The organism is Kitasatospora humi (genome assembly GCF_020907985.1).
In the GTDB taxonomy this organism is placed as follows: Bacteria; Actinomycetota; Actinomycetes; order Streptomycetales; family Streptomycetaceae; genus Kitasatospora; species Kitasatospora humi.
The window spans coordinates 79,635-92,696 of sequence record NZ_JAJJPA010000025.1 but is presented as its reverse complement, the minus strand read 5'-3'; the positions used below and the strand labels follow the sequence as shown (position 1 = coordinate 92,696).

Below are 13,062 nucleotides of genomic sequence, written 5' to 3'. Positions count from 1 at the left end.
CCGCCACCCCGCCCGGGGGCTCGGCGGTGACCGTCGGACGCACGGCCTCATCGACACCTGCCGGGCGGGCGCCCCTGGCGGCCTCGGCCGCCTCGGCTGCCGACTGCGCCACCTCGGCCCGGCCGAGGGCGAGGTGGGCGGCGCAGGCCACCACGACCCAGGCGAGCCCACCGCTGTGCGTGTAGGCATGGCCTGCGGTGTGCAACTGCTGCTGGTCGGTGCCGCAGTAGAGGCAGGCGTTGGCGTGCAGTTGCTCGCCACTCACCAGCAGCTGCTGGGCGGGGCCGTCGATCGGGTGGTAGTCGATGGCGATCGGCGGCCGGCCGGCGGTCAGCTGGTGCGATGTCAGGTCCGAGGTCATCGGGTCCTCTCCAGGGTGAGAACTCCAGGATCTTGGACGGACCCAAGCCCCTGGTCACCCTGTGTGGCCGCTCGACTCCGTCCATGGATCCAGACTGGCCCTGCCGGGGCCCCACCGCACCCCGGACGGTCGGAATTTCAGTTGATTTCGGCTGAATGCCCGTCACTTGTTGGCCACTTGACCACTACCGCGGCACAGGGTGTCAGATCGGGGTGCCTTCCCGGCCCGCAGTGCCAGCGCGAAAACCGGCTACCGAGCCTTCCCGGACGACTGGCAGAGTGTCGGAATGCCGACTACCACCAGCACCACGCTGCCCGAACAGCTCACCCGCACCAAGCGGTTCACGCTCGGCGCCCCGAGCCGATTGACCGTCGCCCCGGACGGCACCACCGTGCTCTTCCTGCGCAGCCGGGGCGGTGCCGACCCGGTCAACTGCCTCTGGGCGCTCGACCTGGAGCCGGCCGACGGCAGCGGCGGCGCCGAGCGGCTGCCGGTCGACGGCCGCGACGGCGCCGAGCGACTGCCGGCCGACGGCCGCGGCGTCGGCGAGCGGCTGCTGGTCGACCCGGCGGAACTGCTCGGCGGCGGCTGCGAACAACTCTCCCAGGCCGAGCGGACCCGTCGGGAGCGCACCGGGCAGCTCGGCCAGGGGATCACCGACTACGCCACCGACCGGGCCGCCGCGCTGGCCGTCTTCACACTCTCCGGCGAACTGTGGACGGTGGACACCGCCACCGGTGCGGCCCGCCGACTGCCCGCCGAGGCCCCGGTAGTCGACCCGTGCCCGGACCCCACCGGTCGCCGGATCGCCTACCTGAGCGGCGACGCCCTGCGGGTGATCGGGTCCGACGGCACCGGCGACCGCGCGGTGGCCGTGCCGGACGGGCCCGCGGTCTCCTACGGGCGCCCGGAGCACGTGGCCGCCGAGTCGATGGGCCGGCACCGCGGCTACTGGTGGGCACCGGACGGCGAGCGGCTGCTGGTCGCCCGGGTCGACGAGTCGATGGTGGCGCTCTGGTACCTGGCCGACCCGGCCCGCCCCGAGCTGGCGCCGCGCGCCGTCCGCTACCCGGCGGCCGGCACCGCCAACGCCGAGGTCACCCTCTGGCTCGCCGACCTGGCCGGCCGCCGCACCGAAGTGCGCTGGGACCGCGCCGCGTTCGAGTACGTGACGGCCGCCGGCTGGGACGCGCACGGCCCGTTCGCCGCGGTGCAGACCCGCGACCAGCGGACCGTTCGGCTGCTGGCCGTCGACCCGGCCGACGGCGCCACCACCACGCTGCAGGAGCAGCGCGACGACTGCTGGGTGCAGTTGGTCCAGGGCCTGCCCGCGCGGACCGCGAGCGGCGCGCTGCTCGGGTTCAGCGACCGGGGCGACACCCGGCACCTCACCGTCGACGGCGCCCCGGTCACCGGACCCGGACTCGTGCTGCGCGAGGTGCTGTCGGTCGACGGCGACCGGGTGCTGTTCGCCGCCTCCGAGGAGCCCACCCGGGTCGACCTGTGGAGCTGGGAGCCGGCGTCGGGGGCCCGGCGGCTGACCGATGAGCCCGGGCGGCACGGCGGCGTGCGGGGCGGGGACACCCTGGTGCACACCGCCCGCTCGCTGGCCCGGCCCGGCAGCCGCACCCGGGTGCTGCGCCACGGGCGGCCCGCGGTCGAGATCACCTCGCTCGCCGAGACGCCGGTGCTGGCGCTGCGCGTCGAGTCGGCCGCGGTCGGCCCGCGCGGCCTGCGCACCCAGCTCTTCCTGCCGTCCTGGTACCGGGAGGGCGACGGCCCGCTGCCGGTGCTGCTCGACCCCTACGCGGGCCCCGCGCTGCAGAAGGTGGTGGACGACGGCGCCTGGTGGGCGCTGCTCTCCCAGTGGTTCGCCGAGCGGGGCTTCGCGGTGCTGGCGGCCGACGGCGTCGGTGTGCCGGGTCGCGGGCCCGCCTGGGAGCGCGAGGTGTACGGGGACAGCGTCGGCCCGGCGCTGGACGACCAGGTGGCCGCACTGCACGCCACCGCCGAACGCCGCCCCGGGCTGCTGGACCTCGATCGGGTCGGCATCCGCGGCTGGTCCTTCGGCGGCACCCTGGCGGCCGCCGCCGTGCTGCGCCGCCCGGACGTCTTCCACGCGGCGGTGGCCGGCGCCGGGAACCACGACCAGCGGCTGTACGACACCCACTGGCGGGAGCGCTTCCTCGGCCACCCGGACGAGCACCCGGAGTGGTACGACCGCAGCTCGCTGCTGGGGGACGCGCCGAAGCTGCGCCGCCCGCTGCTGCTGGTGCACGGGATGGTCGACGACAACGTGCTGGTCGCCAACACCCTGCGGCTGTCGGCCGCCCTGCTCGCGGCCGGCCACCCGCACGAGGTGCTGCCGCTGAGCGGCGCCACCCATGCGGTGACCAGCGCCGAGCTGCTGGAACACCAGTTGGAGTTCCTGCGGCGGCACCTCCGCGTGGCCTAGTGGCCGTTGCCTGACGGCCGCTGCCCGGTGGGGTCGCTACGGTCTCCTACGGTTGAACGTCACTGCGGCCGCAGACCCAGGCCAGCGCGTCGTGCGCGCCCCGCGCGTACTCGCGCTGTTCCGGGTCGACCCGCAGATCGAGATGGCGGACCTGGGCGGCCTGCCGCTCGGCGGCCAGTTGCGCGGGACACGGGCCCTCGGGTCCGCTGGCCCTGCTCGTGGTCACCGGCGCGAGCCGGGCCCGGCCGAGCGCCCAGCGGTAGCCGTCCAGCGAGCCGTGACGGGCCGGCGAGGGTTCGAACGGGGTGTCGCCGATGTACTCCAGGCGGGCGAGCGCGCTCTCAACCTGCTCCCGGGATCGCGCCCCGACCCGTGACGTCAGTTCGTGGCTGGTCATGTCCGCAGACTAAGCAGCGCCGACCGCCGGGGCGCACCTGAGACGGCCAAGGGAGCGAACAGCGGTCGATTGCGCCGTCGGGGTGCGCATTCCACCGGTTCGGGCCCACACTCGGGAGTAACGCAGGACCATCCGGCCACGCCCCGACCCACGGAGGCTTCGCATGTCCGAGCCGATCGAGAGTGAGCTGCCCACTCCTGACAGCCTTCTGCACACCGGTGCCGAGCATCCCGTCGACCCGGTGGACCTGGTGATGGCCTCCGGTCAGGACCCCACCCCGGAACTCATCGAGAAGGCGCGCCGGAAGCTGGAGGAGGAGGGCCCGGCGGCGGTCGAGAGGCTGCTGCCCTGACCCGGCGGCGGTCGAGAGGCTGCTGCCCTGACTCAGTCCCGCTGGTCTCCCCGCTCGCTCCGCCGGCGCAGCAGCCGGCGGAGCACCCACACGAGCACCAGCACGACCAGCGCGATCAGCAGGATGAGCTGGTAGCGCAGCGCCTGCCGGTAGACCTCGTCGATGTTGCCGCCCGCCAGGTAGCCTGCGGTGCTCCAGGCCCCGACCCAGAGCACGGCGCCCAGGACGTTCCAGAGCATGAATCGGCGCCACGCCATCTCGGTGGTGCCGGCGATGATCCCGTAGGTCTGGCGCAGCCCGTCGATGAACCGGGCGATCAGCACCACCTTGCCACCGTTGCGGCCGAAGAACGCCTCCGCCTTGTGCTGCCGGGGCTCGGTCAGGCCGACGTAGCGGCCGTAGCGGTGCACCAGGGCCCGACCGCCGGAACGGCCGAGGAGGTAGCCCAGGCAGCCGCCGAGCACCGCCGCGAGCAGCGCGATCGCCATCACTCCGGCCAGCGAGAGCCGCCCGGCCCCGGCGTAGACTGCGGCCAGGATCAGCACCGTCTGGCCCGGCACCGGGATCGCCACGTTGTCCAGCAGCACCAGCAGGCCGACCGCGAGGTAGCCGTAGTGCTCCAGGAAGGGTGCCAGCGCGGCCAACGGGCCGGGCAGCTCGCCGCCGGACGGGCCTGGGTTCATGGGCAGCACCTCGAAGATCCGTAGGCGGACATTGTCGCAGGCTTGTGACGGACGACGCCCCCCGTTTGGTCTGATCCCTCATCTTTTCTACATAGAGTTCAAGGCATGTCTTCGTCGCGTTTTGGCTCCCTCATGCAGAAAAGCGGCTTCGCGGCCAAGTTCCTTGGCGCTAGCGCGGCCGCCGGTGTGCTCACGGCCGGGATCGCCGTCCCGGCCGTCGGCGGGCTCGGGCTGACCGCCAAGAGCGCCGTCGACGACTTCCAGAACCTGCCGGACGACTTCAAGGCGCCGCCGCTCACCCAGGCGTCGACGATCTACGACGCCAACGGCGGCGTGATCGCCACCGTCTGGGACCGGGACCGGACCGTGGTGCCCAGTGACCAGATATCCCCGCTGATGAAGTCCGCCCTGGTGGACATCGAGGACAACCGCTTCTACCAGCACGGCGCGATCGATGTGAAGGGCGTGCTCCGGGCGGTCGGCAACAACGCGGGCGGTGGCGGCACCCAGGGCGCCTCCACACTGACCCAGCAGTATGTGAAGAACGTCTTCGTCGAGGAAGCCGGCGACGACCAGCAGGCGGTGCTGGCGGCCCAGGCCCAGACGGTGGGGCGCAAGCTCAAGGAGATGAAGTACGCGATCAAGGTCGAGGAAACCTTGACCAAGGACCAGATCCTGACCAACTACCTGAACATCACCTTCTTCGGTGAACAGGCCTACGGGGTCGAGGCGGCGTCCGAGCGGTACTTCAGCGTCCATGCCAAGGACCTCACGCTGCCACAGGCCGCGCTGCTGGCCGGCCTGGTCCAGTCGCCCAGCGGCTACGACCCGGTGGTCAACCCCAAGGCGGCCAAGGACCGTCGTGACACCGTGCTGAAGAAGATGGCGCAGTACGGCACCATCACCCAGGCGCAGGCCGACCAGGCGATCAACACCCCGGTCCAGCTGAACGTCAGCCGCCCGCAGCAGGGTTGCATCACCGCCCAGCAGGGCGAGGGCTTCTTCTGCGACTACGTGAAGAACCAGGTGCTCAACGACCCGGCGTTCGGCGCCAGCTCGGCGGCCCGCGCCGCGCTCTGGAAGCGCGGTGGCCTGCAGATCCACACGACGCTCGACCCGAAGGCGCAGGCGGCCCTGCAGACCTCGGTGACCGGCCACGTCTACGCCACCGACAAGGCGGCCACCGCGATGACCGTGGTGCAGCCCGGCACTGGCAAGATCATCGCGATGGGCCAGAGCCGCCCGTACGGTGTCAACGCCAATCAGACGGAGATCAACTACAACGTCGAGAAGTCGATGGGCGGCGGCATCGGGTTCCCGACCGGCTCGACCTTCAAGCCGATCGTTGCGGCGGCCGCGCTGGAGAACGGCATCACGCCGTCGCAGTCCTACCCCTCGCCGTACAGCGAGACCTGGCCGGCGATGAAGGACTGCAACGGCGGCCGCTACCCGGCCAGCGACACGGTCCACAACGACAGCACCTCGTTGGTCGGCCCGTTCACCATGGGCCCGGCGATGGCGGCCTCGGTGAACACCTACTTCGCCTCACTGGAGGGCGACGTGGGCCTGTGCAACGTGGCGAAGATGGCCAACAAGCTCGGCATCACCGAGCAGGCCGGCGGTACCAAGCTGGCGGTCACCCCCTCGATGGCGCTCGGCTCCAACTCGCTGACCCCGCTGGAGATGGCCAACGTCTACGCCACCTTCGCCGCGCACGGCACCTACTGCGCCCCCACCGCCATCACCGATGTGACCGGGCCCGACGGCAAGCCGATCAGCGTGCCGCAGAGCCAGTGCAGCCAGGTGATGTCGTCGCAGACCGCCGACCAGATCACCACCATGCTCAAGGGCGTGGTGCAGGACGGCACCGGTAGCCCGGCCGGCCTGAGCGACCGGGACAGCGCGGGCAAGACCGGCACCACCAACGACAGCAAGCAGGTCTGGTTCGTGGGGTACACGCCCGAGCTGTCCGGTGCGACCGTGGTGACCGACACCGACAACCCCCGCCCGCTGGACGGCCAGAGCATCGGCGGCACGGTCGTCGGCCAGGCCTTCGGCGGCACCCTGGCCGGGCCGATCTGGCGCGACACCATGAGCGGAGCGCTCCAGGGCACCAGCCCGACGCCGCTCACCACGGTGCCGCTGCAGTAAGGACGTCGGGCGCGGTCGACAGCAACGCCGATGCCCCCGGGCTGCCGACTTCGGTCGGCGGCCCGGGGGCATCGGCGTTCGGTCCAGGTGCCGGCACCTCGAGGTCCGGCACCGGTGGCGGGGCCGCTGGTTACTCGTCGCCGTGGCGGGCGGCGGCGACAGCGGTGGCCAGGGCCTCCTTGATGCGGGGGCCGAGGCGGGCGAAGCCCAGCTCCTTCATGGCGGCGCGCAGCAACTCGTCATCGGTACGGCTGGTGTAGTCGCTGTCGATCCAGCGGACCAGGGCGAGCAGCTCCTCGGCGCTGTAGGCGGTGATCGGGCGACCCGGGGTGAGGTCCGGCTTCTGGGGGCGCCGCGGGGTGCGGACCGCGGGGGCCGGCTCGGGCTCCTCGGCAACCGGGGCCTCGGGCTCCACGGCAACCAGGACCTCGGGCTCCACGGCCGGCTCGGGCTCCACGGCGACCGGGGCCTCGGGCTCCACGGCGGCGACGGGTTCCTCCGCCTCCGCGACGGGAGCCGGAGCCTCGGTAGCCGCTTCCGGGGAGGTCTCGTCTTCGATGGTCTCCTCCACCACCGCAGCGACCCGCTCCTCGATGACCTCCACAGCCTCAACGGCCGCTGCAGCCTCAACGGCCTCCACGACCGCTACGGCTCCAAGCGCCGCAGCACCATCGGCGACCGGTGCCTCGTCGAGCGTCACAGCGGCCGGCTCGGCCTCCTCAACGGCCTCCAGCACAGCGACGACGGGCTCCTCCAGGGCGTCCACGTCCTCGCCCGCTGCCTCGACCACGACGGCCTCGACCTCGACCTCGACCGCGGCTTCGGCCTCGACCTCGGCTTCGGCCTCGACCTCGGCTTCGACCTCGGCTTCGGCTTCGGCTTCGGCTTCGGCTTCGACCTCGGCTTCGGCCTCGACCTCGGCTTCGACACCGGGCTGATTTTCAGCCTCGACCTCGACCTGGACCTCAGCCACGGCGACGGGCTGCAGTTCCAGCGCCGGCCCCGCCTCGGCCGTGACCTGGTCCTCCTCGACCACCTCGGCGGCCGGGGCGATGACCTCCAGGGGCGGCTCCGGCGAGGGCGACGGAATGACCACCAGACCCGCAGCCACGTCCTCGGCGGCGTGCCGGGTGTCGTCCTCGCTTTCGACGGCCTCCGACACCGCGTCACCCTCGGCCCTGGCCTGCGCCGCAACGTCGGCCTCTGCCTCGGTCACGGCCTCATCGCCCAGGGCCGCGTGAGTCTTGCCCGCGACCGGCTCCCCATCCGAACCCGACGCATCCGATGCAACCGATTCTTCCGACGCATCCAACTCCGTGTCCGACACGTCCGACACGTCCGGCGCATCCGCCGGATCTGCCGCCTCCGGCTCCCGCGCCAGCGCCTCGCGCAGTGAACGCTCCGCCCACGCGGCCTCCGCCGCCGCCCGGTCGGCCCGGGCCGCCGTCAACTCGGCGAGCAGCTCGGCGATGCCCGCAGTCTCCAGTTCGGCGCGCAGGGTGCCCAGTTCGGGCAGGCGGTAGAGGGTGCCCTCGTCGGCGGCCAGCGCCTCCACCAGCTCGCCCAGCTCGTCGAACGCCAACTCCGCCAGTTCCCGGCCACCCAGCAGCCGGCCCAGCTCCCGCAGTCCGCCGGCCAGGGAATCGGCGCACTGGCCGGTGAGCTCCAGCAGTTCGGCGTCGACCGGCCGCGCCACCGTGCCGGCGACGGGAGCCAGCGCCTGCCACTCCTCTCGCTCGGCGGCGGCCGCGAGCAGGGCGGCGTGCAGCGCGTCGCGGCGCGGGCGGTCGGCGACGGCCAGGCGACGGGCCTCGGCGCGCAGCTTGCGGCGGCGCCCCCAGGAGATCTTGAGGCCGCGTTCCTTGCGCCAACTGCCGCTGGCGGTCGCGGCGGCAAGGGCGTCGAGGTCCGCCTCGTAGGCGCCGGAGCGCAGCGTGGCGGCGGTCTCCCCGACCCGGCGCAGCAGGCCGATCAGGGTCACCACCTCGGCCACCGTGGTGGGTTCGCGCAGGGCCGCCTCACCGGCCAGGCGGTCGGCGGCCTCGCGCAGCGCGCCGAGGTCTCCACCGCGGACCTCGGCGAGTGCGGTGGAACCGGCCCGGGCCTCTTCGGGATTGGTCACGGTGCCGGCGGCGGCGTACCAGGCGTGGGTGTCCGCGGCGAGGGTGAAGCCACCGAGCTCGGCGTACCTGAGCAGGTTCTCGCCCAGGTCGGTCGCCGCAGGGTCGTCGAGCGCTGGGCCGCCGGAGCGGTCCTGCGGCGGTACATCAGCGTTCTTGACGGGAAGCACTGTCATGGGGAACGTCCGGATTCGTGGCGGGGGCTGCGTCGGTACGGCCGTCGGGCTGCGGGTGGTGCGTGGTGCGTGGTCGCGTCCCGGGGTCCGTGCTGGTAGGTCAGGATACGGGTGGGCGTTCGACCGTTGCACGCACCCGCCGTCGCTGCCTGCCACTGTGCCGTGCTCACGCCACCCTGTGCATCCCTGACACGCGTCCAGGCGACGGCCAAACCACGGTCGGCTACTGCCTTTTCGCCGATCGTCTCTTCTTCTCATCCTTCTTCTGGGCGGTCGGACGCTGACGAACCGGCTGTGACTGGCACGGCTGATCGATCGACAGATCCAGACCGGGCGTCAGTTCGGCCGGGGGCTCGTGGCCCGCCTGCGGCAGGACGGTGGCGCTCGACCGCGCGCAGTCGGCGGCGGGCAGCCACGGGCAGTCCGCGGCGGGCAGCCGGTCGCCCAGCCGGCCGACGCGCGGTACGGCGCAGCGCAGCGTGGCGTGGCGCGGTCGTCGCGCCCAGCCCCAATGAGGGCGGTCAACCCCTGACGGTCGGCCAGGTCGATCGCGGCGACCAGGACGCGGGGCCGGTCGGGCGCCTGCGCCCGGTGTGCGCTCCCGTCCCGTGCGCCCCGCTTTCCGAATTCGCCACCCTGGGCGCCTCCTTGCTCCATCACCCCCTTGACTCCCGAACCCCCAGGCTCAACGCTAGGTATACAAAGTACATGGCGGTCGTACGCGTACTGTCGACGTTGACCTGGTACGACGCTTCTCGCCGCGTGCGCAATGCGTTCCTGCCGTCCACACCGAGTTCTGCCGTTCACTCCCAGGCCCCGGGAGGCCGGGGCCGGAAATGCTGGTGACCCCATGTCGCAGAGCCACTACGTCGCGCTTCCGGACAGCGATCGGATGCCCCGTCGGGGCGCCGTGGTCGCCGGACTGGTCAATCCGGGCGAACTCCTCTCCGTCACCGTCTACCTGCGGCGCGATTCCGCTGCTCCCGCCATGCCCGATCCCGCCGAGTACGCCCTGGCGCCGCCCACCCTGCGCGACGCACCCGATGAGGCGGAGCTGACCGCCGCGAACCGGGCGGCGCCGGAGGACGTGGAGAAGGTCGAGCGGTTCGCCGCCCGGCACGGGCTGTCCGTCGCCGCCACCAATCCGCTGGCCCGCAGCATCCGGTTGACCGGCACCGCCGCCCAGATGTCCGAGGCCTTCCAGGTCACCCTGGCCCGCTACACCTACCAGGACCGCGACCAGCGCCAACGCAGCTACCGCGGCCGGCAGGGCGCCGTGCACGTGCCGGCCGAGCTGCACGGGATCGTCACCGCCGTGCTCGGTCTGGACAACCGGCCGCTGGGCGCCCATCTGCTCACCCGCCAGGTCTCGCGGAGCCCGCTCGCCCAGCAGGGTGACGCAGCGTTCGCGAAGCTGCCGCCGGGCGCCTTCCTGCCGAACGCGCTGGCCGCCCCCTACACCTACCCCAGTGCGCTGGACGGCACCGGCCAGACCATCGCCGTGCTCGCCTTCAACGGCCAGACGCAGCCCGGCGTGCCGTCCGGTGGCTACCGCCTGTCCGCCCTGCAGACCTACTTCACCCAGGTGCTCAAGGCACCCGTGCCGCTGATCACCGACGTCAGGGTGCACGGTCCGGGCAACGACCCGGGGCGGGACGACGGGCAGGGCGACCCGGCCGACAGCACCGGTGAGATCATGCTCGACCTCCAGGTGGTCGGCGCCTTGGCCCCCGGTGCCTCGATCGTCGTCTACTTCACCGAGTTCACCGAGCAGGGCTGGGTGGACGCGATGAACGCGATCGTCACCGACACCGTCAACCGGCCGAGCATCATCTCGTGCAGCTACGGGAACCCGGAGGACGACCCGGGCTCGGCCTGGACCAGGATGGCGATCGCCACCGTCGACCAGGCTTTCGCCCAGGCGGCGCTGCGCAACATCAGCATCTGCTGCGCCTCCGGTGACGACGGCTCCCGCGACCAGGGCAGCGACAACCGGGCGCACGCCGACTTCCCGGCGTCCAGCCCGCACGTGCTGGGCGTCGGCGGCACCCGACTGGTCGCGGACGGCGCGCGGGTGGTCAGCGAGACGGTCTGGGACGACGGGCCGGGCAGCGCCACCGGCGGCGGGGTCAGCCGCTGGTTCCCCGTGCCGACCTGGCAGGCCTCGGTCCCGGTGCCGCCCTCGGCCAACCCGCCGCACCACAAGGGCCGCGCGGTGCCGGACGTCTCCGCGGTGGCCGATCCGCAGACCGGCGTGGTGATCATCAGCGTCGATGGTCAGCACCTCATCCAGATCGGTGGCACCAGCGCGGCCGCACCGCAGTGGGCCGCGCTGCTGGCCCGGATCAACCAGGGGCTCGGCGCGCCCGTCGGGTTCCTCAACCCGCTGCTGTACGGCAAGTTGGCGAACGGCGTGCTGCGGGACATCACCCAGGGCGGCAACGGCGCCTACTCGTCCGGTCCCGGGTGGGACGCCTGCACGGGCTTCGGCAGCCCCGGCGGCCAGGCCCTGCTGAACGGCCTGAAGGCGCTGGGTGCCACGCAGGCCCACGTCCCGGCCCCCACCGCGCCGTCCTCGGGCAAGGTGTCGACGGCTTGACCCGGAGCCGGTGTTCCAGGGGGCAGCACTCACCTGCCGCCCCCTGAAATCGAGTTGCCCGCCGCGTTGGCCGCCGCCCACAATGCGCGCCATGAGTGATGATCACCAGGGCGCCGACTTCTCCCTCAAGCCCACCCTCACCGGCGAGTTGGTGACCCTGCGCCCGTTCCGGCTGGAGCAGGACGCACCGGTCATCCGCGAGTGGCTGACCGATCCGGAGGTGCTCCGCTTCACGGACGGCGATCCCGGTACGCCGCCGCCGTGGGACGAGGAGGCCGAGCGGACCATGCGGCAGTGGTACGGCACCCGGGCCGACCAGCCCGACCGGCTCGACCTGGCAGTCGTCGACCGGGCCACCGGGCGCTGCGTCGGCGAGGCGGTGCTCAACAACTGGCAACCGGCCAACCGCAGCTGCGGCTTCCGGATCCTGCTCACGGCGGCCGGACGAGACCGGGGGCTGGGCACCGAGGCGCTGCGGCTGATCGTCGGGTACGGCTTCGAGCAGCTCGGTCTGCACCGGATCTCGCTCACCGTCTACGGTCACAATCCGCGCGCCCGCCGCTCCTACGAGAAGGCCGGGTTCGTCCTGGAGGGCACCCGGCGGCAGGCCCTGCGGTTCGGCGAGGAGTGGGTGGACGACCACGACATGTCCATCCTCGCCCCGGAGTGGTCGCAGCACCGGGGGCATCCGGAGTCACCGCGTCGATGAGCCGTACGGCGCCGGGCAGACGGCGGCGTCCAGCCGTCTCATCCCAGTGGCGGGAGATGCCCTCCCGGGTTCGATTGCCGGTGGTGGCCCGCCACGGGTCGCGACACGGGCCCCTGGCTTCGCGTCGCCGGGCGGCCACGGCGAGACGGTTAGGATGCGGCGCATGTTAAGTGCGACTGATGTTGCGGCCGCGAGTGCGGCCTGGATGTGGGCCCCTGACGACGCCGAGGTCGTCGACGGCGACGAGTTCACGATCGTGCGGCTGCCCGAGCATTTCGCCTGGGACCTCTCAGTGCTGTCCTTCACGCCGACCGGGCCGCTCGGTCCGGCCGTGGACGCGGTGATCGAGCGGGCGCGAGCTTTCGAAGTTCCTGCGCTGGATTGGGAGGTGGGGCTCAGCGCTCCGGCGGGGCTGGCCGCCGAGCTGGCAGCGCGCGGCGGGCAGGTGAAGCTCACCCTGGAGGTCCTGGCCAGGGACCTGAGCCAGGCCGTGCCCGCGCTTCCGCCGCCCGCGGCGAACCTGACGATGCGGTGGGCAACGGACTTCGCGACCGCGCGGGACGGATCGGCGGTCGCGGTCACCGGATTCGGTGGGGAGTTGCCGCCCGATGAGCAGATCGAGGCAGCGGCCGCCAAGTACGCCGCCGCCGTTCCCGCAGGTGGTGGCGGCATGCTGGTCGCCTACCTGGACGGGACGCCGGTCGGCTTCGGCGGCCTCTTGCTGGCGGCCGGCGTCGCACGGCTGTCGGGCGGCGTTGTGGTGCCCGCCGAATGCGGCCGGGGCATCTACCGGGCGCTCGTCGAAGCGCGGCTGTCCTACGCGGTGACGCACGGCGCGACGATGGCCCTGGTGAAGGGAAACGTGGTCACCTCGGCCCCGATCCTGCGCAAGGCGGGCTTCACGTCCTTCGGCCAGGAGCCGATCTACGCCGTCCCGCTGCGCTGATCCCCGCTGCCGGGCCTGGCCGGCGAGGCTGCACCCGGGCTATGAGCGCCCGCCGGCAGGCGGTCCAAGGGGCGTGAGCAGACGTCTCCCTACGCCACCACGCTACCGGGCAC

Annotated in this window: 10 protein-coding genes; 6 read left to right on the top strand and 4 right to left on the bottom strand. The window is 72.7% G+C overall.

What is annotated here, in order from left to right:
* On the bottom strand, window positions 1-361 hold a 361-nt coding region (locus LN042_RS22870; protein ID WP_230053175.1), incomplete at its 3' end, for a hypothetical protein.
* 286 nt (window positions 362-647) lie between these two features.
* Here LN042_RS22870 and LN042_RS22865 point away from each other — a divergent pair.
* On the top strand, window positions 648-2,816 hold the full coding sequence (locus LN042_RS22865; RefSeq protein WP_230053174.1) for a S9 family peptidase: 2,169 nt from the start codon (window positions 648-650) through the stop codon (window positions 2,814-2,816).
* 46 nt (window positions 2,817-2,862) lie between these two features.
* On the opposite strand, the gene LN042_RS22860 is transcribed toward LN042_RS22865, so the two are convergent.
* Window positions 2,863-3,213 (bottom strand): hypothetical protein, encoded by a 351-nt coding sequence (locus tag LN042_RS22860; protein ID WP_230053173.1) that lies wholly within the window; start codon window positions 3,211-3,213, stop codon window positions 2,863-2,865.
* A gap of 163 nt (window positions 3,214-3,376) precedes the next feature.
* On the opposite strand from LN042_RS22860, the gene LN042_RS22855 reads away from it, so the two are divergent.
* Window positions 3,377-3,565: a hypothetical protein gene (locus LN042_RS22855; protein WP_230053172.1), complete on the top strand. Its 189-nt coding sequence runs from the start codon at window positions 3,377-3,379 to the stop codon at window positions 3,563-3,565.
* A 32-nt stretch (window positions 3,566-3,597) separates the two neighbouring features.
* Here LN042_RS22855 and LN042_RS22850 read toward each other — a convergent pair whose 3' ends face one another.
* Entirely contained in the window at window positions 3,598-4,248 is a 651-nt protein-coding gene (locus LN042_RS22850; protein ID WP_230053171.1) for a DedA family protein, read from the bottom strand.
* Between the two features lie 105 nt (window positions 4,249-4,353).
* Between LN042_RS22850 and LN042_RS22845 the strand changes: the two genes are divergently transcribed.
* Window positions 4,354-6,399 carry a transglycosylase domain-containing protein gene (locus LN042_RS22845; RefSeq protein ID WP_230053170.1) on the top strand — a complete coding sequence of 682 codons (2,046 nt, stop codon included), beginning with the start codon at window positions 4,354-4,356 and terminating at the stop codon, window positions 6,397-6,399.
* A gap of 130 nt (window positions 6,400-6,529) precedes the next feature.
* On the opposite strand, the gene LN042_RS22840 is transcribed toward LN042_RS22845, so the two are convergent.
* The gene (locus LN042_RS22840; RefSeq protein WP_230053169.1) at window positions 6,530-8,695 is read right to left on the bottom strand and encodes a coiled-coil domain-containing protein; all 2,166 of its coding nucleotides are present in this window, start codon (window positions 8,693-8,695) and stop codon (window positions 6,530-6,532) included.
* 850 nt (window positions 8,696-9,545) lie between these two features.
* On the opposite strand from LN042_RS22840, the gene LN042_RS22835 reads away from it, so the two are divergent.
* From LN042_RS22835 to LN042_RS22825, 3 genes are all read left to right on the top strand, one after another.
* A complete protein-coding gene (locus LN042_RS22835) occupies window positions 9,546-11,294 on the top strand; it encodes a S53 family peptidase (RefSeq protein ID WP_230053168.1) in 1,749 nt (582 codons plus the stop codon).
* Between the two features lie 91 nt (window positions 11,295-11,385).
* On the top strand, window positions 11,386-12,003 hold the full coding sequence (locus tag LN042_RS22830) for a GNAT family N-acetyltransferase (protein ID WP_230053167.1): 618 nt from the start codon (window positions 11,386-11,388) through the stop codon (window positions 12,001-12,003).
* Window positions 12,004-12,259: 256 nt separating this feature from the next.
* Complete coding sequence (locus LN042_RS22825) at window positions 12,260-12,949, top strand: GNAT family N-acetyltransferase (protein WP_230053166.1); 690 nt, start codon at window positions 12,260-12,262, stop codon at window positions 12,947-12,949.
* Window positions 12,950-13,062 lie beyond the last annotated feature (113 nt).